The organism is Pseudomonas benzenivorans (genome assembly GCF_024397895.1).
Classification (GTDB): Bacteria; Pseudomonadota; Gammaproteobacteria; order Pseudomonadales; family Pseudomonadaceae; genus Aquipseudomonas; species Aquipseudomonas benzenivorans_A.
This window is the reverse complement of sequence record NZ_CP073346.1, coordinates 3,242,057-3,261,277: the sequence shown is the minus strand read 5'-3', so window position 1 is coordinate 3,261,277 and position 19,221 is coordinate 3,242,057. Positions and strand designations below refer to the sequence as shown.

The 19,221-nt window shown below is 69.1% G+C and carries 25 protein-coding genes and 1 riboswitch; of the genes, 9 read left to right on the top strand and 16 right to left on the bottom strand.

The window, feature by feature from the left end; genetic code table 11:
* From nusB to nrdR, 6 genes are all read right to left on the bottom strand, one after another.
* Positions 1-492 carry a transcription antitermination factor NusB gene (gene nusB / locus KDW96_RS15225; protein WP_255837073.1) on the bottom strand — a complete coding sequence of 164 codons (492 nt, stop codon included), beginning with the start codon at positions 490-492 and terminating at the stop codon, positions 1-3.
* Positions 489-965, bottom strand: a complete 477-nt coding sequence (ribH, locus tag KDW96_RS15220) for a 6,7-dimethyl-8-ribityllumazine synthase (protein ID WP_213641459.1) — start codon at positions 963-965, stop codon at positions 489-491. Before ribH ends, nusB begins: the two co-directional genes overlap by 4 nt.
* A gap of 51 nt (positions 966-1,016) precedes the next feature.
* Positions 1,017-2,111, bottom strand: coding sequence for a bifunctional 3,4-dihydroxy-2-butanone-4-phosphate synthase/GTP cyclohydrolase II (gene ribBA / locus KDW96_RS15215; protein ID WP_255837072.1), 1,095 nt, complete (start codon positions 2,109-2,111; stop codon positions 1,017-1,019).
* A 12-nt stretch (positions 2,112-2,123) separates the two neighbouring features.
* Complete coding sequence (locus KDW96_RS15210) at positions 2,124-2,786, bottom strand: riboflavin synthase (protein ID WP_255837071.1); 663 nt, start codon at positions 2,784-2,786, stop codon at positions 2,124-2,126.
* Positions 2,787-2,953: 167 nt separating this feature from the next.
* A riboswitch (FMN riboswitch) is annotated at positions 2,954-3,119 on the bottom strand.
* 86 nt (positions 3,120-3,205) lie between these two features.
* The gene (gene ribD, locus KDW96_RS15205; RefSeq protein WP_255837070.1) at positions 3,206-4,324 is read right to left on the bottom strand and encodes a bifunctional diaminohydroxyphosphoribosylaminopyrimidine deaminase/5-amino-6-(5-phosphoribosylamino)uracil reductase RibD; all 1,119 of its coding nucleotides are present in this window, start codon (positions 4,322-4,324) and stop codon (positions 3,206-3,208) included.
* Positions 4,324-4,788: a transcriptional regulator NrdR gene (nrdR, locus tag KDW96_RS15200; RefSeq protein WP_255837069.1), complete on the bottom strand. Its 465-nt coding sequence runs from the start codon at positions 4,786-4,788 to the stop codon at positions 4,324-4,326. The genes ribD and nrdR overlap by 1 nt, the downstream gene beginning before the upstream one ends.
* Positions 4,789-4,918: 130 nt before the next feature.
* Here nrdR and KDW96_RS15195 point away from each other — a divergent pair, with 130 nt between their 5' ends.
* The 4 genes from KDW96_RS15195 (at position 4,919) to KDW96_RS15180 (ending at position 7,407) form a co-directional block, all read left to right on the top strand.
* Positions 4,919-5,356, top strand: coding sequence for a hypothetical protein (locus KDW96_RS15195; protein WP_255837068.1), 438 nt, complete (start codon positions 4,919-4,921; stop codon positions 5,354-5,356).
* Positions 5,353-6,009 carry a class I SAM-dependent methyltransferase gene (locus tag KDW96_RS15190; RefSeq protein WP_255837067.1) on the top strand — a complete coding sequence of 219 codons (657 nt, stop codon included), beginning with the start codon at positions 5,353-5,355 and terminating at the stop codon, positions 6,007-6,009. The genes KDW96_RS15195 and KDW96_RS15190 overlap by 4 nt, the downstream gene beginning before the upstream one ends.
* 86 nt (positions 6,010-6,095) lie before the next feature.
* Positions 6,096-6,968 carry a thioredoxin gene (gene trxA, locus KDW96_RS15185; RefSeq protein WP_255837066.1) on the top strand — a complete coding sequence of 291 codons (873 nt, stop codon included), beginning with the start codon at positions 6,096-6,098 and terminating at the stop codon, positions 6,966-6,968.
* 1 nt (position 6,969) lies between these two features.
* Complete coding sequence (locus KDW96_RS15180; RefSeq protein ID WP_255837065.1) at positions 6,970-7,407, top strand: acyl-CoA thioesterase; 438 nt, start codon at positions 6,970-6,972, stop codon at positions 7,405-7,407.
* On the opposite strand, the gene KDW96_RS15175 is transcribed toward KDW96_RS15180, so the two are convergent.
* Positions 7,404-7,748, bottom strand: a complete 345-nt coding sequence (locus KDW96_RS15175; protein ID WP_255837064.1) for a hypothetical protein — start codon at positions 7,746-7,748, stop codon at positions 7,404-7,406. The genes KDW96_RS15180 and KDW96_RS15175 overlap by 4 nt on opposite strands.
* Positions 7,749-7,872: 124 nt before the next feature.
* Here KDW96_RS15175 and KDW96_RS15170 point away from each other — a divergent pair, with 124 nt between their 5' ends.
* The 4 genes from KDW96_RS15170 to KDW96_RS15155 all read left to right on the top strand — a co-directional run bounded on the left by KDW96_RS15170 (position 7,873) and on the right by KDW96_RS15155 (position 11,008).
* Entirely contained in the window at positions 7,873-8,427 is a 555-nt protein-coding gene (locus KDW96_RS15170; protein WP_255837063.1) for a DUF2796 domain-containing protein, read from the top strand.
* A 72-nt stretch (positions 8,428-8,499) separates the two neighbouring features.
* Positions 8,500-9,207 (top strand): ABC transporter ATP-binding protein, encoded by a 708-nt coding sequence (locus KDW96_RS15165; RefSeq protein ID WP_255837062.1) that lies wholly within the window; start codon positions 8,500-8,502, stop codon positions 9,205-9,207.
* A 1-nt stretch (position 9,208) separates the two neighbouring features.
* Positions 9,209-10,474 (top strand): ABC transporter permease, encoded by a 1,266-nt coding sequence (locus tag KDW96_RS15160; RefSeq protein ID WP_255837061.1) that lies wholly within the window; start codon positions 9,209-9,211, stop codon positions 10,472-10,474.
* A gap of 9 nt (positions 10,475-10,483) precedes the next feature.
* Positions 10,484-11,008 (top strand): DUF3299 domain-containing protein, encoded by a 525-nt coding sequence (locus tag KDW96_RS15155; RefSeq protein WP_255837060.1) that lies wholly within the window; start codon positions 10,484-10,486, stop codon positions 11,006-11,008.
* An 82-nt stretch (positions 11,009-11,090) separates the two neighbouring features.
* Here the strand turns inward: KDW96_RS15155 and KDW96_RS15150 are convergent, their stop codons facing one another.
* Genes KDW96_RS15150 through KDW96_RS15125 form a run of 6 tightly spaced genes read right to left on the bottom strand, consistent with a single transcriptional unit; the run spans position 11,091 to position 15,944 of the window.
* Positions 11,091-12,188 (bottom strand): tetratricopeptide repeat protein, encoded by a 1,098-nt coding sequence (locus tag KDW96_RS15150; RefSeq protein ID WP_255837059.1) that lies wholly within the window; start codon positions 12,186-12,188, stop codon positions 11,091-11,093.
* 1 nt (position 12,189) lies between these two features.
* The gene (locus KDW96_RS15145) at positions 12,190-12,873 is read right to left on the bottom strand and encodes an energy transducer TonB (RefSeq protein ID WP_255837058.1); all 684 of its coding nucleotides are present in this window, start codon (positions 12,871-12,873) and stop codon (positions 12,190-12,192) included.
* Positions 12,873-13,283, bottom strand: coding sequence for an ExbD/TolR family protein (locus KDW96_RS15140; protein WP_255837057.1), 411 nt, complete (start codon positions 13,281-13,283; stop codon positions 12,873-12,875). The genes KDW96_RS15145 and KDW96_RS15140 overlap by 1 nt, the downstream gene beginning before the upstream one ends.
* A 12-nt stretch (positions 13,284-13,295) precedes the next feature.
* Complete coding sequence (locus KDW96_RS15135; RefSeq protein WP_255840533.1) at positions 13,296-13,781, bottom strand: MotA/TolQ/ExbB proton channel family protein; 486 nt, start codon at positions 13,779-13,781, stop codon at positions 13,296-13,298.
* 55 nt (positions 13,782-13,836) lie between these two features.
* On the bottom strand, positions 13,837-15,177 hold the full coding sequence (locus KDW96_RS15130) for a MotA/TolQ/ExbB proton channel family protein (RefSeq protein ID WP_255837056.1): 1,341 nt from the start codon (positions 15,175-15,177) through the stop codon (positions 13,837-13,839).
* The gene (locus KDW96_RS15125) at positions 15,174-15,944 is read right to left on the bottom strand and encodes a DUF3450 domain-containing protein (protein WP_255837055.1); all 771 of its coding nucleotides are present in this window, start codon (positions 15,942-15,944) and stop codon (positions 15,174-15,176) included. The genes KDW96_RS15130 and KDW96_RS15125 overlap by 4 nt, the downstream gene beginning before the upstream one ends.
* A gap of 186 nt (positions 15,945-16,130) precedes the next feature.
* Here KDW96_RS15125 and KDW96_RS15120 point away from each other — a divergent pair, with 186 nt between their 5' ends.
* Positions 16,131-16,829, top strand: coding sequence for an OmpW/AlkL family protein (locus KDW96_RS15120; protein WP_255837054.1), 699 nt, complete (start codon positions 16,131-16,133; stop codon positions 16,827-16,829).
* A gap of 61 nt (positions 16,830-16,890) precedes the next feature.
* Here the strand turns inward: KDW96_RS15120 and KDW96_RS15115 are convergent, their stop codons facing one another.
* Genes KDW96_RS15115 through KDW96_RS15105 form a run of 3 tightly spaced genes read right to left on the bottom strand, consistent with a single transcriptional unit; the run spans position 16,891 to position 19,214 of the window.
* Entirely contained in the window at positions 16,891-17,823 is a 933-nt protein-coding gene (locus KDW96_RS15115; protein ID WP_255837053.1) for an NAD-dependent epimerase/dehydratase family protein, read from the bottom strand.
* Complete coding sequence (locus KDW96_RS15110) at positions 17,816-18,700, bottom strand: sugar nucleotide-binding protein (RefSeq protein WP_255837052.1); 885 nt, start codon at positions 18,698-18,700, stop codon at positions 17,816-17,818. Before KDW96_RS15110 ends, KDW96_RS15115 begins: the two co-directional genes overlap by 8 nt.
* 22 nt (positions 18,701-18,722) lie before the next feature.
* Complete coding sequence (locus tag KDW96_RS15105) at positions 18,723-19,214, bottom strand: single-stranded DNA-binding protein (protein ID WP_255837051.1); 492 nt, start codon at positions 19,212-19,214, stop codon at positions 18,723-18,725.
* Between the last annotated feature and the right edge of the window lie 7 nt (positions 19,215-19,221).

The window sequence follows — 19,221 nt, the reverse complement described above, 5'->3', positions numbered from 1 at the left end:
TCAGCGCTTGTGGGCGCGAACTTCGTCGGCCCGCAGGCGCGGCGCCAGCTTGTCCAGCACACCGTTGACGAACTTGTGTCCGTCGGTGGCGCCGAACACCTTGGCCAACTCGATGCCTTCGTTGATCACCACCCGATAGGGGATGTCGATGCGGTTCTTCAGCTCGTAGGTGGACAGGCGCAGGATCGACAGCTCGACCGGGTCGATCTCGTCCAGCGGCCGGTCGAGCAGGGGCTCGAAGGCGCCGTCGATCTCGGTCTTCTGCCGCGCCACGCCATGCAAAATCTCATGGAAGTAGGCGCCGTCGACGGCACTGAAGTCATTGTCCACGCGAAACTGCGCTTCGATCTCGTTCAGCGCCTGGCCGGCGATATGCCAGGAATACAGCGCCTGCATGGCCAGGGTGCGCGCCTCGCGGCGCGCCAGGGTCTTGGCACTGGGGCCCTTCTTGGCCGGCTGCGGCTTCTGGCCTTGGCTGTCGTTCTGGCTCACTTGGCCTCCAACTGCGCCAGCAGGCTGACCATTTCCAGGGCGGACAGCGCAGCTTCCGCACCCTTGTTGCCGGCCTTGGTGCCGGAACGCTCGATGGCCTGCTCGATGGAGTCCACGGTCAGCACGCCGAAGGCCACCGGCACGCCGAACTCCATGGACACCTGGGCCAGGCCCTTGGTGCATTCACCGGCGACGTATTCGAAGTGCGGGGTACCGCCGCGAATCACCGCGCCGAGGGCGATGATGGCGTCGAACTCGCTGCGCTGCGCGACCTTCTGCGCCACCAGGGGAATCTCGAAGGCACCCGGCGCACGGATGATGGTGATGTCGCTTTCGCTCACGCCGTGACGCACCAGGGCGTCGACGGCACCGCTCACCAGGCTTTCGACGACGAAGCTGTTGAAGCGGCCGACCACCAGGGCAAAGCGGCCCTTGGGGGCGATGAAAGTACCTTCGATGGTCTTCAGGGTCATAGCGGGTCTCGTCTGGAAAAAGAGCCGGGGCGCCCTTGGCGCCCCTCGGGGTTATTCGGAGGGCAGGTATTCTACAACTTCCAGGTCGAAACCGGATATTGCGTTGAACTTCATTGGCGAACTCATCAGGCGCATCTGGCGCACGCCGAGGTCGCGCAGGATCTGCGAGCCGGCACCGACGGTGCTGTAGGTGGTCGGGCTGGCCGCCTTGTGCTCGTGGCCCAGCTGACGCTCCAGGTGGGCCAGCAGGTCCTGTCCGGTCAGCGGATTGCCCAGCAGCAGCACCACGCCGCTGCCGGCCTTGGCCACCTCGGCCATGGCCGCGCGCAGGCTCCAGCGCCCTTCCTGCTTGACCATGAACAGGTCGCGCAGCGGGTCCATGTTGTGCACCCGCACCAGGGTCGGCTCCTCCGGGCTGATGGCGCCCAGGGTCAGGGCCATGTGCACGTCGCCTTCCACCGCATCGCGGTAGGTCACTAGGTTGAAGTGGCCCTGCTCGGTGTCCAGTTCCTGTTCGCTGATGCGCTCGACGGTGCGCTCGTGAATCAGCCGGTAGTGGATCAGGTCGGCGATGGTGCCGATCTTGATGCCGTGTTCGGCGGCGAACTCCTCCAGCTCCGGGCGGCGGGCCATGGTGCCGTCGTCGTTCATGATCTCGCAGATCACCCCGCTCGGCTCGAAGCCGCCCATGCGCGCCAGGTCGCAGGCTGCCTCGGTGTGCCCGGCACGGGCCAGCACACCGCCTGGCTGCGCCATCAGCGGGAAGATGTGCCCGGGGCTGACGATATCGTCGGCCTTGGCGCTCTTCGCCGCCGCGGCCTGCACGGTGCGGGCCCGGTCGGCGGCCGAGATGCCGGTGGTGACGCCTTCGGCGGCCTCGATGGAGACGGTGAACTTGGTGCCGAAGCCGGAACCGTTGCGCGGCGCCATCAGCGGCAGCTTGAGCAGCTCGCAGCGCTCGCGGGTCATGGGCATGCAGATCAGGCCGCGGGCGAAGCGCGCCATGAAGTTGATGTGCTCGGCGGTGACCGCTTCCGAGGCGATGATCAGGTCGCCCTCGTTCTCGCGGTCCTCGTCATCCATGAGGATGACCATCTTGCCGGCGCGGATGTCTTCGATCAGTTCTTCGATGCTGTTGAGTGCCATGCTGGCGGTTCCTTAATTCTTCAGGTAGCCGTGTTCGGCCAGAAAACTTTCCGTCAGGCCGCCGGCCTTGGGCTCGGCGGCCTTGTCGCCGAGCAGCAGGCGCTCCAGGTAACGCGCCAGCAGGTCGACCTCGAGGTTGACCAGCCGTCCTGGACGGTAGTCGACCATGATGGTCTCGGCCAGGGTGTGCGGGACTATGGTCAGCTCGAACTCGGCGCCGCTGACCGCGTTCACCGTCAGGCTGGTGCCGTCGACGGTGATCGAGCCCTTGTGGGCGATGTACTTGGCCAGTTCCCGCGGCGCGCGGATCTTGAATTGCACGGCACGGGCGTTGTCCTCGCGGGACAGCACCTCGCCGACGCCGTCGACATGACCACTGACCAGGTGACCGCCCAGGCGGCTGGTCGGGGTCAGGGCCTTTTCCAGGTTGACCCGGCTGCCGGGCTTGAAGTCGATGAAGGCGGTGCGCGCCAGGGTTTCGCGGCTGACGTCGGCCCAGAAACCGTCGCCCGGCAGCTCCACCGCGGTCAGGCACACGCCGTTTACCGCGATGCTGTCGCCCAGCTTTACATCGCCCAGGTCGAGCTTGCCGGTCTCGACGTAGACACGCACGTCGCCGCCCTTGGGGCTCAACGCCCGGATATTGCCGATGGCCTCGATTATGCCGGTGAACATAGCGCCTCCGCGGACTCGGATACGACACGCAGCGGAGCGAACACGCCGCGTGCCGGGATCGATTGATAAGCCTGTGACATCTAGACGAACTCCTGTTTATAAACAAACAGGGCGTGACTGATCGAAAGGGATCTAGCAGGCGCCCGCATCGGCGCCCTTTCAGACAATCCCGCTCTCTCTTTATCCGGACTGTGACCGTCGGCCCCGGGATCGCACCGGGTCTGCTGACCTTGCCATCGCCCTGCAACAGGACAGTCGGCAAGCGCTCGCGGGCTCGACGCCTTGCGCGCCATTACCGCCGGTGGGGAATTGCACCCCGCCCTGAGAACGTTGCGGCCACCAGGTGGCCGACAGGCGTTTTACCACAATTGACCCGCGCCTGCATGGCTGCGAGCGCGCCCGGGCCTGCGATCGGCCGATCAGCCCTTGGCCTTGGGCACGGCGATGATCCGCCAGTCCTCACCCACCGCACGCATATCGACGATCTCCAGCTCCGGCGCCTCGGCCATGCGCGCCAGGGGCAGCTCGAGCAGCGGCCGGGCAGTGGAGCCGAGCAGCTTGGGCGCGACGAACAGCTGGTATTCGTCGACCAGGCCCTGGCGGGCGAAGGCCCCGGCCAGGCGCGGCCCGGCCTCGACCAGCACCTCGTTGGCGCCGCGCGCGGCCAGTTCGGCCAGCAGCTTGCGCAGATGCACGTGGCCGTTACTGCCGGGCACGGCCAGCAGCTCGTGCCCCTCCTCGAGAAAGCGCTCGCGCGCCGCGGCGGCGGCACAGGTGGCCACCAGCGCCGGCCCGGCCCGGAAGAACGGCACGTCCAGTGGCACCCGCAGGCGCCCGTCGATCAGCACCCGCAGCGGTGGACGGGCCGCGGCCAGGGCGGTCAGTTCGGCGCCCAGGCCCAGTTCGTCGGGGCGCACGGTCAGCCGCGCGCCGTCGGCCAGCACCGTGTCGGCTCCGCTCAGCACCACGCTGGAACGGGCGCGCAAGCGCTGCACCGCGGCCCGCGCCGCCGGCCCGGTGATCCACTGACTCTCGCCGCTGGCCATGGCGGTGCGGCCGTCCAGGCTCATCGCCAGCTTGACCCGGACCAGGGGCAGCCCCTGCTCCATACGCTTGATGAAACCGGCATTGAGAATCCGCGCCTCGCCTTCGAGCACCCCGCTGAGCACCTCGATCCCGGCCTGCTGCAGGCGCGCCAGGCCATTGCCGGCCACCTGCGGGTTGGGGTCCTGCATGGCCGCGACCACCCGTTTGACGCCGGCGGCGATCAGCGCGTCGGCGCAGGGCGGCGTGCGTCCATGGTGACTGCAGGGCTCCAGGGTCACGTAGGCGGTGGCGCCGCGGGCCCGCTCGCCGGCCTGGCGCAGCGCGTGCACCTCGGCATGGGGCTCGCCGGCCCGGGCATGCCAGCCTTCGCCGACAATGCGCCCATCGGCGACCACGACGCAGCCGACGCGCGGGTTCGGGTGGGTGGAGTACAGGCCCTTGCGGGCCAGCTCGAGGGCGCGGGCCATGAAGGCCTGGTCACAGTTGTGCATCAGTCTTTCGACGGCTCGCGGGACAGGCGCTCGATTTCCTCGCGGAATTCGTTGAGATCCTGGAAGCGCCGGTACACCGAGGCGAAGCGGATGTAGGCGACCTCGTCGAGCTTCTGCAGCTCGCCCATCACCAACTCACCGAGCACCAGCGACTTGATCTCGCGCTCGCCGGTGGCGCGCAGCTTGTGCTTGATATGGGCGATGGCCGCCTCCAGGCGCTCGATGCTCACCGGACGCTTCTCCAGCGCACGCTGCATGCCGGCGCGCAGCTTCTCTTCATCGAAGGGCTGGCGGCTGCCGTCCTGCTTGATCAGCCGCGGCATCACCAGCTCGGCGGTTTCGAAGGTGGTGAAACGCTCCTCGCAGGCCAGGCACTCGCGCCGGCGGCGCACTTGCTCGCCCTCGGCGACCAGGCGCGAGTCGATGACCTTGGTGTCGTTGGCACCGCAGAACGGACAGTGCATAGATGGGCTAGGCCTTGAACGGAAAGGCGTCATGGTAGCGCATCCCGCAGGCAAGACAAGCCGCCTACTTTGCGGTATACAGGCGCGCCTGCAACTAAGCTTCCAGGCACCCGTGCCGATGGACTTCCCCATGTCGCCGAGACCGCTTGCAGCGTTTGCCCTGGCCGTATTACTCGCCGCCTGCGCAAGCGCCCCCGACACTGCCGCGCCGCCAGCGGCCAGCCCCAAGCCCGCCGCGCCCCCGCCACCCGTGCCCGAGCACCTGCGCGAGCTCAGCGGACTGCTGCTCGGCGTGCCCAGCGGCGCCGAGGTCGAGCTGGCCCTGCTGACCCTGGACCAGCGCGGCCTGCCGCAGCGCCTGTTGGGCAACATCCAGTTGAGCGGCAACGGCCGCGCCCTGCCGTTCCGCCTGAGCTTCAACCCGCACGCCTTCCCCCGTAACCTGCGAGTCGAATTGCGTGGCCGCGCCCATCACTCCGGCCGCCTGATCCTGCGCCTGCCGCCCCTGCCCATCCGTCACGCCGACAACCAGGGCGTCGGCAGCTTGCGCCTAGTGCCGGCGCCATGAATGCGCCCGCGCAGCTGCAGCGCGCATTGGCCGAGCTGCTCGGCGACGCCCGCCTCGGCGTCGCCACCTTGCCCGGCAGCGAGCTGCGGCTGTGGCTGATCGATGCCGCCAATATGGATCGCGCCTTCAGCCCGGATGAAACCCGGCGCATCCTTGAGGAACCGCCCTACTGGTGTTTCTGCTGGGCCAGCGGCCTGGTGCTGGCGCGCTGGCTGGCCGAGCATCCGCACTGGGTACGCGGCAAGCGCGTGCTGGACTTCGGCGCCGGCTCCGGGGTGGCGGCCATTGCCGCGGCCAGGGCCGGAGCACTGGAAGTGATGGCCTGCGACCTGGATCCGCTGGCCCTGCTGGCCTGCCAGGCCAACGCTGCACTCAATGGCGTCGAGCTGAGCTACTCGGCGGACTTCTTTCAGGAGACCGACCGCTTCGACCTGATCATCGTCGCCGACGCGCTCTACGACCGCGCCAACCTGCCGCTGCTCGATCAGTTCCTCAGCCGCGGCCGTGAGGCCCTGGTGGCCGACTCGCGGGTACGGGATTTTCGCCACCCGCTGTATCAGCGCCTCGCGCTGCTCGACGCCTGCACCTGGCCGGACCTGGCCGAACCGGCTGAGTTTCGCCAGGTCAGCCTGTACCACGCACAACGCAGCTGAACGCCGCGGTGGCCACCGCCCTTGTTTCCAGCCACCCACGGCCGCATCTATAGTCCTAACCACTTTGCCCCTGTCCGAGACCGACCATGAGCGACACCCCCTATATCTTCGACGTATCCGGCGCCGCCAGCTTCGAACAGCTGGTCGTCCAGAACTCCTTTCACAAACCGGTGCTGGTGGACTTCTGGGCCGAATGGTGTGCGCCCTGCAAGGCGCTGATGCCGCTGCTGGCGAAGATCGCCGAGGGCTACCAGGGTGAGCTGCTGCTGGCCAAGGTCGACTGCGACGCCGAGCAGGACATCGTCGCCCGCTTCGGCATCCGCAGCCTGCCCACCGTGGTGCTGTTCAAGGACGGCCAGCCGGTCGATGGCTTCGCCGGCGCCCAGCCGGAGTCGGCGATCCGCGCCATGCTCCAGCCCCACGTCGCCGAGCCCGCGGCCCCCGAGGCCGACCTGCTGCAGAGCGCCCAGGCGCTGTTCGCCGACGGCCGCATCGGCGAAGCGGAAGCCCTGCTCAAGCAGTTGCTCGGCGAGGACAACGAAAACGCCGGCGCTCTGATTCTCTACGCCCGCTGCCTGGCCGAGCGGGGCGAACTGGGCGAAGCCGAGACCGTGCTCAATGCGGTCCAGGGCGATGAACACAAACAGGCCCTGGCCGGCGCCCGCGCGCAACTGACCTTCCTCCGGCAGGCCGCCGACCTGCCGGAGGTGGCCAGCCTGAAGAGCCGCCTGGCGCAGAACGGCGAAGACGACGAGGCCGCCTACCAGCTGGCCATTCAGCAACTGGCCCGCCAGCAGTACGAGGCGGCGCTGGACGCCCTACTCAAGCTGTTCGTGCGCAACCGCGGCTATGCCGACGGCGTGGCCCACAAGAGCCTGCTGCAGGTGTTCGACCTGCTCGGCAACGACCACCCGCTGGTCACCACTTACCGACGCAAGCTGTACCAGGCGATCTACTGACATGGAGCCGCCCTTTCAGTTACTGCTGCGGGTGCGCTATGCCGAGTGCGACGCCCAGCAAGTGGTGTTCAACGCCCGCTACGCCGACTACATCGACCTGGCTGCCGGGGAGTTCTACCGGGCCCTGCTCGGCAGCTATCGGGCCTTGCTGGAGCGGGGCCTGGACACCCAGGTGGTGCGCCTGAACATCGACTGGAGCGCATCGGCGCACTTCGACGAGGTGCTCGAACTGCGCGTGCAGACCCTGCGCATCGGCAACAGTTCCTACAGCCTGCAGGTGGACATCCTGCGCCATGAGGACCAGCGGCTGCTCGCAAGGGGCGAAGTCACCTACGTCATGGTCGACAGCACGGCCTTGCACAAGGTCAGCGTTCCCGACGACCTGCGCGAATTGCTGCAGCGCGGCGCGCCGGGGGTGCGCATCGACCAGGCCGGCTAATCGCCCTGCCAGTGATAGACCGGTGTGTCCGCGCCGGTTTCCACGCGCACCTGGGGACTATGGCGCAGACGCACCAGCAGGCGCTTGCCCGCGGCCTCGCCGCCGCTCAGCGCGGCCAGCTGGGCCAGCAGCTGCGGCCCCTCGACCTGCCTAGCCTGGCGCAACAGCTCCAGGGTGGTGCGCCACAGGCTGTCGCCCTGCTCCACCACCGGCGCTGCCGCGGCGACTGGCTCGGCGACCGCCGCCGGCAAATGCTTGGCCAGCTGCGCCCAGTCCTCGGCGTCCAGTTCCAGGGTCAAATCCACCGGCCAGTCGCCGATCCGTCCGCGTATGCGCACCATTGCCCATCCCTCCCAATCGATGCCGCCATGCTCCCATGGCGGCCGCCGATGGCCAAGGGGCTGGCCAGCCCAGGGCCAAGTTGTTATAACATAACCATTCATACTTCTCGGATCGGAGACCTCCATGCGCCGCCTGCTGCTTGCCCTGCCCTTCGCCCTGCTGCCCCTGGCCATCGCCCAGGCCAACGAGCACGACCATGCGCACGAGAGCCTGAGCGCCCACGAGCACGGCGCAGCCAGCCTCAATGTGGTACTCGAAGGCCTGCGCCTGGAACTGCAGCTGGAAAGCCCGGCGATGAACCTGGTGGGCTTCGAGCACGCCGCCGCAAGCGACGCCGACAAGGCCAAGGTTGCCGCCGTCAAGGCCGAGCTGGAGCAGCCGCTGACGCTGTTCGCCCTCGCCGCCGGCGACTGCAAGGTGACCCAGGTGGAACTGCAAAGCCCGCTATTTGGCGGCGATGCCCATGACCACGAGCACCACGCCGACGAAGGCGAGCACAGCGAGGTCCACGCCCACTATCGCTTCGACTGCACCCGCGCGAACGAATTGAAACAACTGGACCTGGGCGAACTGTTCAAACGCTTCCCCGCCACCGAGAAGATTCAGGTACAACTGATCGGCCCGAGCGGCCAGCAGGGCGTCGAGCTGACCGCGGCGCAGCCACGCCTGAGTTTCTGAGCCGTTGCGGGAGCGGACCCGCCTCTCCCGCAGCGACAGCCCTGGCCCCACGAATCACCCGATAGCCGGACCATGACCCAAGCTCTGATCGAACTCGCCGACCTCGGCTTCGCCTGGCCCGGCCAGGCGCAATTGCTGGATATTCCCCACTTCTCCCTGCAACGCGGCGAGACCCTGTTTCTCAAGGGCCCCAGCGGCAGTGGCAAGACCACCCTGCTCGGCCTGCTCGGCGGCGTGCAGCGGGCCCAGCACGGGCATATCCGTCTGCTCGGCCAGGACCTCGGCCAGCTCTCCGCCGGCGCCCGCGACCGCTTCCGGGTCGACCACACCGGCTACATCTTCCAGCAGTTCAACCTGCTGCCGTTTCTCTCGGTGCGCGACAACGTCGAGCTGCCCTGCCGCTTCTCGCGGCTGCGAGCGCAGCGCGCCAGCCAGCGTCACGGCAGCGTCGACGGGGCCGCCGCCGCCCTGCTCGAGCACCTGGGCCTGCAGACCGAGCTGCTCGAGCGCCGCGCCGACCAGCTGTCCATCGGCCAGCAGCAGCGCGTCGCCGCCGCCCGCGCGCTGATCGGCCAGCCGGAACTGGTGATCGCCGACGAGCCCACCTCGGCGCTGGACCATGACGCCCGCGAGAGTTTCCTCCAGTTGCTGTTCGCCGAATGCCGCGCGGCTGGCGCCAGCCTGCTGTTCGTCAGCCATGACCAGAGCCTGGCCCACCTGTTCGATCGCAGCCTGTCGCTGGCCGAGCTCAACCGCGCCGCGCGCACCCGGGAGGCCTGAGATGCACCTGCTGCGCATCGCCCTGGCCAGCCTGGCCAACCGCCGCTTCACCGCGCTGCTGACGGTGTTCGCCATCGCCCTGTCGATGTGCCTGCTGCTGGCCGTCGAGCGGGTGCGCCACGAGGCCCGCGCCAGCTTCGCCAGCACCATCAGCGGCACCGACCTGATCGTCGGGGCGCGCTCGGGCAGCGTGAACCTGCTGCTGTACTCGGTGTTCCGCATCGGCAACGCCACCAACAACATCCGCTGGGACAGCTTCCGCCACTTCGCCGAGCACCCCCAGGTCAAATGGGCCATCCCCCTGTCGTTGGGCGACTCGCACCGCGGCTACCGGGTGCTCGGCACCAGCACCGCCTATTTCGAGCACTATCGCTTCGCCCGCGACCGCCAGTTGCAACTGGCCGAGGGCCGGCCCTTCGACAGCGATCCGTTCGAGGTGGTGCTCGGTGCCGAGGTGGCCGAGGCGCTGCACTACCGGCTCGGCGCCGAACTGGTACTGGCCCACGGCGTGGCCGATATCAGCCTGCTCAAGCACGACGACAAGCCGTTCACGGTGGTCGGCATCCTCGCCCGCACCGGCACCCCGGTGGACCGCACCCTGCACATTTCCCTGGGCGGCATGCAGGCGCTGCACCTCGACTGGCAGAGCGGCATGCCGGCCCGCGGCTCGGCCAGGATCTCGGCCGAGCGGGCCCGCACCCTGGACCTGCAGCCCGAGGCCATTACTGCAGTGCTACTGGGGCTCAACAGCAAGATCGCCACCTTCAGCGTCCAACGCGCGATCAACGAGTTCCGCGGCGAGCCGCTGCTGGCCATTCTTCCCGGGGTCGCCCTGCAGGAGCTGTGGAGCCTGATGGGCACGGCGGAGCGGGCACTGTTCGTGGTCTCGTTGTTCGTCGTGCTGACCGGGCTGATCGGCATGCTCACGGCGATCCTCACCAGCCTCAATGAACGGCGCAGGGAGATGGCCATTCTGCGCTCGCTCGGCGCCCGGCCCTGGCACATCGGCGGCCTGCTGGTGCTGGAGGCGTCGGCGCTGGCGCTGGCCGGCTTGCTGCTGGGCCTGCTGCTGCTGTACCTGGGCATCGCCGTCGCCCAGGCCCCGGTGCAGGCCTACTACGGCCTGTACCTGCCGCTGAATGCGCCGACGCCCTATGAGTGGAGCCTGCTCGGCGCTATTCTGGCCGCCGCCCTGTTGATGGGTGGCGTGCCGGCCTGGCGCGCCTACCGGCAGTCGCTCGCCGACGGCCTGTCCATTCGTTTGTGAGGCTCCTGCATGTTCCGTTCCCTGTTTGTCGCCCTGCTCGCTGTCCTGGCCTTGCCGTGCGTGGCGGAACAGGCCCGTGAGCTGACCTGGTCCGAGCTGATCCCCGCCGACGCGCCGCCGCAGATCAGCTCGCCCGCCCCCGTGCATGACCTGTCGCAGCTGGCCGACGCCCTGGCCGCCGAAACGGCCCCGGCGGCGAAACAGCAGGCGCCGGCCGCCCCCGTGGTCAAGGCCCTGCACGGCAGCGCGGTGAAACTGCCGGGCTACATCGTGCCGCTGGATGTCAGCGAGGAAGGCCGCGTCACCGAGTTCCTCCTGGTGCCCTACTTCGGCGCCTGCATCCATGTGCCGCCACCGCCGTCCAACCAGATCGTCCACGTCACCAGCGAGCTGGGCGTGCTGCTCGATGCGCTGTACCAGCCGTTCTGGATCGAGGGCCCGCTGCAGGTCGAGTCGAGCAGCAGCGAGCTGGCCGAGGCCGGCTACCGGATGCAGGCGCAGAAGATCTACGCCTACCAGCTGGAAGACGGCTGAGCGCAGGCCGGCAATCCGCGATACGGTCCAAACCTAAAAAGCCAGCCCCATGGGGCTGGCTTTTTCGTCTTCGCCCAGGCACTCAGCGTGCACTGGCGTGCCGATCCTGCTCCTCGCGGCGCAACTCCTGCTGCGCCCATTCGCGCCAGGCACGGACCTGGCGGCGCTCGGCGCCGACACCCTCGGCCTTCGCCAGGGCGGCCAGGCCCGCACGCCAACGGCGCTGCTCCAGCTCCAGCTGGGCCAGGCTCAGCCAATGCCGGGCACTGCCGGTGCGCTGCGCCAGCTCGCGGAACTGCGCCGCCGCCGCGTCGCGCTCGCGCGCCTGCCACCAGAGCTGGGCAAGGCGCTCCTGGCGCTCGGCGGTACGCGGCAGCAGCCCCTGCTCGAGCATCCCGGTCAGCAGCTGGGCGCCCTGCCAGGGCTGCTGCGCCGCGCCGGCCAGCAGCGCCAGGCTGTCCAGTTCGGCCGCGCTGAAACGCAGGCCCTTGCTGTGGGCGGCACGCAGGGTAGCCAGGGCCTTGGCATGGCCGCCGCCCAACTGTTGCAAGGCCGCCAGCTGGCGCCAGCGCGTGGACTGCTCGGGCTCGCGAGCGAGCAGCCGGCGCTGCCAGCGCTCGGCGGCCGGATAACGCTCGAGATCGGCGTTTACCGCCACCAGGAACTGCAGCCAGCTGTCCGCTGCCCGGGGATTGGCCTGCACGTAGCGCTCGGCCAGGGGCAGGGCCTTTGCCGGCTGTTCCAGGCTCTGATAGGCCTGCACCAGCAGTTGCAGTTCCGCCTCCCCGGCCGCGGCCTGACGCGGCGCCAGCAGCTCCACGACCCGCGCGTAGCGGCGCTCCAGCAGATTCAGTCTGGCCAGGTTCAGCTGCTCATCGGCCGCCAGGTCGGCGGCCAGCTCGCCGCTTTGCAGCGCCTGCTCCAGCCAGTCGATCGCCGCGGCGTTCTGCCCCTGCGCCCAGGCCAGGTAGCCACGACTGCGCCACAGCAGGGCCTGCTCCAGGCTGCCGGACGGGGCCGTGGCCGCCTCCAGGGCGCGCCGGGCGGCGGCGTAGTCGCCCTGCTGCTGGGCGCTCTGCGCGGCATTCAGGGCGCGGAAAACCGCCGGGTCGACGCTCTGGGTGGCAGCCAGCACGGTGCCGCTCATGCAGAGCATCAGCGTTAGCAACAGACGAGGCATCTCAGCGCCCTCCTTCCAGGCGGAAGTACAGGGTCTTCACCGCCTCGCGGGCCACGGCCAGACCATTCTCCGTGCGCGGGGCGAAGCGCCAGCGCACGGCGGCCCGGCGCGCCTCGCGCTCGAAGACATTGGCCGGGCTGGCCTCCAGCACCCGCAGGTTCTCCACCGCCCCGGAGCGGTTGATGGTGAAGGCCAGCCTGACGTGGCCCTGGATGCCGCGCTGCAGGGCGTAGCGCGGGTATTCGGGGCTGACGTCGTTGAGCGGCATCACCTCGCTCTCCGCCCCCCCGGGCTGGCCAGCGGCCTCGCTGGCGGCGGCGCTACCGGGGGCCGACACGCCCGCCGCCAGGCCGCTGAGGCTCGGCGTCGGCGCACTGGCGACACTGACCGCACTGCTCAAGCTGGGCACGGCCAGGTCCAGGGCCGGCAGCGTGGTGCTGGGCGCCGCCGCCAGCGGCGTGGGCGCCGGCGGCGTCTGGGTGGGCTGGGCCTGGGGCGGCTGCGGTGCCTGCTGGCGCGAGCGGGTGGCGGCACGGCTCGCCTCGCCGTCGAGGCGCACGAAGTTGGCCACGGTCACCGGCGCATCGCTCGGCTGGCTGCGCGGCGGCGCGACCAGGTAGAGCATCAGGGCGAACAAGGCCAGGACCATCAGGCAGGCACCGAGGAAGGACAGCGCCAGACGCATCAGAGCGCCCCCGTACTGGCGGCCAGGGCGACGTCCTGCACGCCGGCCAGGCGCGCCTGGTCCATGACCTGCACCACCAGGCCGGTGCGCGCATCCTGATCGGCCTGTACCACCACCGCACCGTCCGGCTGATCGACCCGCAGGCGCTCGACATGGGCGCGCACGCTGCGCACATCGACCTGCTTTTTGTCCATCCACACCTGGCCGTCGGCGGTGATGGCGATAAGGATATTGCCCTTGTCCTGGGGGCTGGCGGTCTGCGCCTGGGGACGCTGCACCTCGACGCCGGCCTCCTTGATGAAGGAGCTGGTGACAATGAAGAAGATCAGCATGATGAAGACCACGTCGAGCATCGGCGTCAGGTCGATGCCGGTGTCTTCGTCTTGCTGGTGATGACGGCGCATTCTCATATTCTTGCAGCCTCAGTCATGACGCAGCTGGTCGGCCAGCTGCTCGAGGGCCCGGCGGGCATCGCGTTCCAGACGCGCCAGGCTGAACAATCCACTGATGGCCAGGACCATCCCGGCCAGGGTCGGCAGGGTCGCCTGCCAGACCCCGGCAGCCATGCCGCGGGGGTTGCCGGTGCCGTTCAGCGCCAGCACGTCGAACACCGCGACCATGCCGCTGACGGTGCCGAGCAGCCCCAGCAGCGGATACAGCGCCACCAGGGTCTTGCCCAGGCGCAGGGGCCCGGCCAGCTGCTGGCGGGCCTGGGCCAGCCAGGCGCTGCGCACCGTCCGCTGCCAGTTGCCGCCCCCCTCGCGCAGCAACCGCTGCCAGGCCCGTCGACGCTCTTCGCCCCAGCGCGGGAAGATCCGCCGCACGTACCAGAAACGTTCGAACACCAGGGTCCAGAACAGCACGCAGAGCCCGGCCAGCCCCCACATCACCACGCCGCCGGCGGCCATGAAGTCGAGCAGTCCATGGCTGCTGTCGACCAGGCGCAGCCACAGGCCGAGTCCGTCACTCACGGCGCGGTGTCCCCGACAGGTGCAGGGCGATCAGGCCGGCGCTCTGCTGCTCGAGCAACTGGATCAGCCCCTTGCTGCGGCTGGCCAGCAGGCTGTGCAGGAACAGCAGCGGGATCGCCACCACCAGGCCCAGCACCGTGGTCACCAGGGCCTGGGAGATGCCCTCGGCCATCAGCCGCGAATCGCCACCGCCCTGGGTGATGGCCTGGAAGGTGACGATCATCCCGGTGACCGTGCCGAGCAGGCCGAGCAGCGGCGCCACCGCGGCCAGCAGCTTGAGCAGGCCCTGGCCACGCTCCAGCGGCGGGGTCTCCTGCAGGATCGCCTCGTCCAGCTTGAGCTCCAGGGTCTCCAGGTCGGCCAGCTGCGGCGCGGGCCCGAGCACGCCGATCACCCGGCCCAATGGATTGTCCGCACGCGGCGTGCCGAGTTCGCGGATCTGCGCGCTCACCCCACGGCCGACACCGACCAGATGGACCAGGCGCCAGATGGCCAGGAGCAACCCCACCACGCCCAGCACGACTATCACCCCGCCGACCAGGCCGCCCTGCTGCAGGCGATCCCACAGGGTCGGCTGGCGCTGCAGCTGCGCCAGCAGGGCGCCACGACTGGGGTCGATCGGCAGGCGGGCGAGGCCCTCCTGGCTGCCGCGGTAGTCCGCGACCAGGCCCAGGCCGGCCGGCTGCCGGGACGGCGCCAGTAGCTCGCCGGCATCGGCGTCATAGCGCAGGAAGGCCCCGTCGCCGAAAGCGGAGAAGGTGCCGACGCGCAGCACCGGCTGAGCGCTGCGGGTGCCATCGGCGGCCACCACCGGCAGCTCGACCTGCTCGATACGGCCACTGGCGGCCAGGTCTTCGAGCAGCAGCATCCAATAGCCCTCCAGGTCCTCGGCCGAGGGCAGGTTGCGGCTCTCGGCCAGGGCCGTTAGGCGCCCCAAGCGCTCGGGGTACTGGGCGTTGAGCAGGCTGTCCTGCCATTGCCCGGCGACATCGCCGGCGCTCTGGCGAACCACCGCGAACAGCTCGCCGAGATGCCCGGCGCGCTGATTCAGCCGCTGCTCCCGCTCGGCCAGCTCCGCCTCCTGGCGATCGAACTCGGCCTTCAGCCGCTCGGCCTCGGCCTTCTGCTCGTGCAGGGCGGCGCGGGCGCCGGCCAACAGGCGCGCGCGCTCGCCGCGCTCGGCGACGAAGGCCTGCTCGCGCGCCGCCATGGCCGCGACCTCGGCCACGCGCTCGGCGCGAATGCGCTGCAGCAGCTGATCGGGATCGAGCGACTCGGCGGCGCCGGCCAGGGCCGGCAGCAGGGCCAGGGCGAACAACAGTCGAAGGCTCATGGTCGTGCCTCCTGGCTCAGGGTCTTCACCGGCAGGTCGAGCAGCGCGGGACCCTGCTCCTGGCGGGCGATGGCAATGGCCCGGTACAACGGGCGTCGGGCCCCGCCATCGAGTGGTTGCCAGCTGCGGCTGTGCGGGCTCCACCAGCCGCTCTCATGACCGTCGAGGGTCTGGTAGTAGAGCATCGTCCGCCCCAGGCGCAGAAACTGCACGCTACGCGCACCGGCCTCGCCCTGCAGCTCGCCGCGCCAGGCCTCCAGGGTACGACCGTAGTCGCTCTCGACCTGGTAGGCCTCGAGGATGCGCCGGTACTTTTCCGCCAGGCTGACGTCGGCGCGCGGCAGCAGTTCCTGCAACTGGGCCAGGCGGTCGGCGCGCTCCTCGGGCAGGAAGGGCAGGTCCGCGGCGATGAACTGGCCTAGGACCTCGACCATCCGCGCCATCTGCGGTGTCACCGCCTGCTGGGTACGCTCGATGCCCTCCAGCTGGCGCTGATAGCTCGCCAGCTCCTGGCGCTGGGCGGCGACCAGCGCACGCAGCTGACGGTTGTAGTCCTGAAGGGCCTCGGCCTGCTGCAGGGCAGCGCGGTACTCGGTGAGCATCCCGCGGCTGCTGTCATCGAGCTGTTCGATGCGCGCCTGGGAGGCCTTGGCCTCGAGGGCCAGACGCTGGCTTTCGTCCAGCGCGGCATCCAGCGGCGCCGCCAGCAGCGGCGCACTGGCAAGCAGCACGGCCGCGGCCAGTGCTCGGGGGGAATCTAGGGGCATGGGACAGTCCTCGTCCTTGGGCCAGATCAAAAAGAGAACCATTATCATCTTTAGTCGCAGCGAAGGCAACGACCAGATTCCAATGACAGCGCCTGCGCGCTCTATTGAGCCAAGTCAAAAGCGCCTTTTCCTAGCGCCCTAACAATGCCGCCAGCACCGCCACCCCTGACCCAACTGGAGCCGCCCATGCGCAAGCCGCTGTTCACCCTCACCCTCCTCACCGCCCTGCTGACCGCGGGCCCGGCCCAGGCCCAGGCCCAGGCCTATCAGGCCGGTGACATCGTTCTGCGCGCCGGCGCCATCGGCGCAGACCCACGGGAAGAGAGCGGCGACATATGGGTCGGCGCCCTGAACAGCCAGGTAGCCGGAACCCGGGCCACCGTGACGAGCGACACCCAACTGGGCCTGACCGCCACCTACATGCTCAGCGTGCATTTGGGCATCGAACTGCTGGTCGCCACACCCTTCAATCACGATGTCGGCGTGAAAGGCATGCCGGGCATCTTCGCCGGGCTGAACGGCCAACTGGGCGAACTCAGGCAGCTGCCGCCGACCTTGAGCCTGGTGTACTACCCGCTGGCGAACGCCTCGGCCTTGCAGCCCTATGTCGGCGCCGGCCTCAATTACACCTGGTTCTTCGACACGCAACTGAGCAGCGCAGCCGAAACCAAGGGATTTGAGGGCCTGGACCTAGAGGACTCATGGGGGCTGGCCGCACAGCTCGGCGTGGACTATCTGTTGAGCGACAACCTGCTGCTCAACGCCCAGGTGCGCTATATCGACATCGACACCAGCGCCACCACCTCCTACGGCGGCGCCGAGGTCAAGGTCGACCTGGACGTCGACCCGTACGTCTATATGCTCGGCCTCGGCTACCGCTTCTAGGCGCGCTACGCCTCACAAAAAAGCCGGCATGGCGCCGGCTTTCGGGGTCAGGGCGAAAGCCTCAGTCGAGACCGAGCAGGCCCTGCAGGCCCTTGCGCAAGGGCGTCGCGGGCGGCAGCCGGTAGCTGCTGCGCAGGCGTCCGTTGTCGGCCCGCGAATGGCGGATATCGCCCGGCCGCGGCGCCTGGTGGCTGACCGGCGGCAGACCGCCGAACAGGCCGCCGATCTCGGCCAGCAGCTGATTGAGGCTGGTGGCCTGGTTCCAACCGACGTTGACCGCCCCACTGACCACCTGCGGCGCCAGCAGGGCCTGCAGCAGCAGCTCGACCAGGTCGGCGACATAGAAGAAGTCACGGGTTTGCTCACCATCGCCGAACACGGTGATCGGCAGGCCCTGCTGGGCGCGCTGGGTGAAGATGCTGATCACCCCGGAATAGGGCGAGGACGGGTCCTGGCGCGGGCCGAATATATTGAAGAAACGAAAGACCGCCGGCTGCAGGCCGTGCTGGCGACGGTAGAAGTCCAGGTAGTGCTCGCTGGCCAGCTTGTCCGCCGCATAGGGGGTCAGCGGTGCCTTCGGCGTGTCCTCGTCGATCGCCTGACCCTCGCCGTTGTTGCCATAGACCGCCGCGCTGGAGGCGAACAGCACCCGCTTGACGCCCTGCTCGCGCATGGCCTCGCAGACATTCAGGGTGCCGACGAAGTTGCTCTGGTGAGTGCTCACCGGATCGTCCACCGATGCCTGCACCGAGGCCACCGCGGCCAGGTGCGCCACGGCCTGGCAGCCACTCAGCGCCTCACTCACCAGCGCCGCATCGGCGACGTCGCCTTCGAGCAACTGCAGGCGCGGATTGTCCATTGGCAGGTTGCTGCGCTTGCCCATCGACAGGTTGTCCAGCACCCGCACGCTGCGGCCTTGGGCCAGCAGGGCATCGACCAGGTGCGAGCCGATGAAGCCGGCACCGCCGGTAACCAGAACGGGCGCGTCAGACATGGCGGTAGTAGCTATCCAGTAGGCTCGGCAACCCGGCGCGCCAGGCGCGCGGCTTGATGCCGAAGGTGTGGAAGATCTTCTTGCAGGCGAGCACCGCATGTTGCGGCTCCACCGCGGCGTCGGCGCGGGCGGCATGAGCCTGGGCGGCGATCTCCTCCACCAGGTTATGACGATAGTGACGCGCCTCGCTCAGCACCGCCTGGCCCAGCGCCAGCGCAGTGGTCGCCTCGTGACCACCGTAGTGGTAGGTGCCCCACAGCGGCGACTCGCAGTCGAGCTGCTTGAGTACGGCGAGGATCACCCGCGCGGCATCGTCCACCGGGGTCGGATTGCCCCGCCGATCGTCGGCGAGACGCACCTCCTGCTCGCCCTCGGCGCGGGCCAGGAAGCGGGCGAGCAGCCCCTGGGGGCTGTCATCCAGCAGCCAGCCGAAGCGCAGCAGCACGTGTTTTGGGCAGGCCGATCGAACGCTCTGCTCCAGGCGCCAGAGGGCCAGACCGCGCTCGCCCAGGGGCTGCGGGTCTTCCTTCTCGCTGTAGGCGGTGACCCGCGAGCCGTCGAACACCCGGTAGCTGGAGGGCTGCAGCAGGCGGATTTCGTGATGCTTGCACAGCTCGGCCAGGCGCTCGACCGCCCGCTCCTGGGCAGCCAGGCGTGCAGCGTCGACGCCCTCGGCCTGGAACCAGTCGAAGTAATAGGCCAGGTTGACCAAAGCGTCGGGGCGGGTGTCGTCGAGCAGCTGGGTCAGGCTGGCGGCATCCCAGCCGGCGTTAGGCGGACGCGGGGCGAGGAAGCCGATGTCTTCCTCGGCGCCGAGACGGATCAGGGACTGCCCCAGCGCATTGCCGCCACCCAGCAGCATCAGGCGCATTCGCATGATTAAGGCTGAACTCAGGCGATCAGAACGGGATGTCGTCGTCGAAGCTGTCGAAATCAGCCGCCGGTTGGGCCGGCTGCTGTGCTGCCGGGCGCGGGGCCTGCTGCTGCGGGGCACGCTGAGGTGCCGGGCGCTGCTGGCGCGGCGCCGAGTCGCCGCTGTCGCCGCTCGGGCGGCCGCCAAGCAGCTGCATGGTGCCCTGCATGTCGACGATGACTTCGGTGGTGTAGCGCTTGACGCCGTCCTTTTCCCACTCGCGGGTCTGCAGCTTGCCCTCGATGTACACCTGGGAGCCCTTGCGCAGGTACTCGCCGGCGATCTCGGCGACCTTGCCGAACAGCGACACGCGGTGCCACTCGGTCTTCTCGACCTTCTGCCCGGTCTGCTTGTCGGTCCACTGCTCGCTGGTGGCCAGGCTCAGGTTGGTGACCGCGTTGCCGCTGGGCAGGTAGCGGGTTTCCGGGTCCTGTCCGCAGGTACCGACCAGAATGACTTTGTTAACCCCACGGGCCATAACGTTC

Excerpts from the sequence above, each read along its gene's own strand:
- KDW96_RS15180 (WP_255837065.1), top strand. The coding sequence starts at position 6,970 with ATGGAGCCGCCCTTTCAGTTACTGCTGCGGGTGCGCTATGCCGAGTGC.
- KDW96_RS15190 (WP_255837067.1), top strand. The coding sequence starts at position 5,353 with ATGAATGCGCCCGCGCAGCTGCAGCGCGCATTGGCCGAGCTGCTCGGC.
- KDW96_RS15120 (WP_255837054.1), top strand. The coding sequence starts at position 16,131 with ATGCGCAAGCCGCTGTTCACCCTCACCCTCCTCACCGCCCTGCTGACC.
- KDW96_RS15155 (WP_255837060.1), top strand. The coding sequence starts at position 10,484 with ATGTTCCGTTCCCTGTTTGTCGCCCTGCTCGCTGTCCTGGCCTTGCCG.
- KDW96_RS15170 (WP_255837063.1), top strand. The coding sequence starts at position 7,873 with ATGCGCCGCCTGCTGCTTGCCCTGCCCTTCGCCCTGCTGCCCCTGGCC.
- nrdR (WP_255837069.1), bottom strand. The coding sequence starts at position 4,788 with ATGCACTGTCCGTTCTGCGGTGCCAACGACACCAAGGTCATCGACTCG.
- ribBA (WP_255837072.1), bottom strand. The coding sequence starts at position 2,111 with ATGGCACTCAACAGCATCGAAGAACTGATCGAAGACATCCGCGCCGGC.
- KDW96_RS15135 (WP_255840533.1), bottom strand. The coding sequence starts at position 13,781 with ATGGCCGCCGGCGGCGTGGTGATGTGGGGGCTGGCCGGGCTCTGCGTG.
- KDW96_RS15145 (WP_255837058.1), bottom strand. The coding sequence starts at position 12,873 with ATGCGTCTGGCGCTGTCCTTCCTCGGTGCCTGCCTGATGGTCCTGGCC.
- KDW96_RS15110 (WP_255837052.1), bottom strand. The coding sequence starts at position 18,700 with ATGCGAATGCGCCTGATGCTGCTGGGTGGCGGCAATGCGCTGGGGCAG.
- KDW96_RS15125 (WP_255837055.1), bottom strand. The coding sequence starts at position 15,944 with ATGCCCCTAGATTCCCCCCGAGCACTGGCCGCGGCCGTGCTGCTTGCC.
- ribD (WP_255837070.1), bottom strand. The coding sequence starts at position 4,324 with ATGCACAACTGTGACCAGGCCTTCATGGCCCGCGCCCTCGAGCTGGCC.
- KDW96_RS15105 (WP_255837051.1), bottom strand. The coding sequence starts at position 19,214 with ATGGCCCGTGGGGTTAACAAAGTCATTCTGGTCGGTACCTGCGGACAG.
- KDW96_RS15165 (WP_255837062.1), top strand. The coding sequence starts at position 8,500 with ATGACCCAAGCTCTGATCGAACTCGCCGACCTCGGCTTCGCCTGGCCC.
- KDW96_RS15130 (WP_255837056.1), bottom strand. The coding sequence starts at position 15,177 with ATGAGCCTTCGACTGTTGTTCGCCCTGGCCCTGCTGCCGGCCCTGGCC.
- trxA (WP_255837066.1), top strand. The coding sequence starts at position 6,096 with ATGAGCGACACCCCCTATATCTTCGACGTATCCGGCGCCGCCAGCTTC.
- KDW96_RS15195 (WP_255837068.1), top strand. The coding sequence starts at position 4,919 with ATGTCGCCGAGACCGCTTGCAGCGTTTGCCCTGGCCGTATTACTCGCC.
- KDW96_RS15115 (WP_255837053.1), bottom strand. The coding sequence starts at position 17,823 with ATGTCTGACGCGCCCGTTCTGGTTACCGGCGGTGCCGGCTTCATCGGC.
- KDW96_RS15150 (WP_255837059.1), bottom strand. The coding sequence starts at position 12,188 with ATGCCTCGTCTGTTGCTAACGCTGATGCTCTGCATGAGCGGCACCGTG.
- KDW96_RS15140 (WP_255837057.1), bottom strand. The coding sequence starts at position 13,283 with ATGAGAATGCGCCGTCATCACCAGCAAGACGAAGACACCGGCATCGAC.
- KDW96_RS15175 (WP_255837064.1), bottom strand. The coding sequence starts at position 7,748 with ATGGTGCGCATACGCGGACGGATCGGCGACTGGCCGGTGGATTTGACC.
- KDW96_RS15210 (WP_255837071.1), bottom strand. The coding sequence starts at position 2,786 with ATGTTCACCGGCATAATCGAGGCCATCGGCAATATCCGGGCGTTGAGC.
- KDW96_RS15160 (WP_255837061.1), top strand. The coding sequence starts at position 9,209 with ATGCACCTGCTGCGCATCGCCCTGGCCAGCCTGGCCAACCGCCGCTTC.
- ribH (WP_213641459.1), bottom strand. The coding sequence starts at position 965 with ATGACCCTGAAGACCATCGAAGGTACTTTCATCGCCCCCAAGGGCCGC.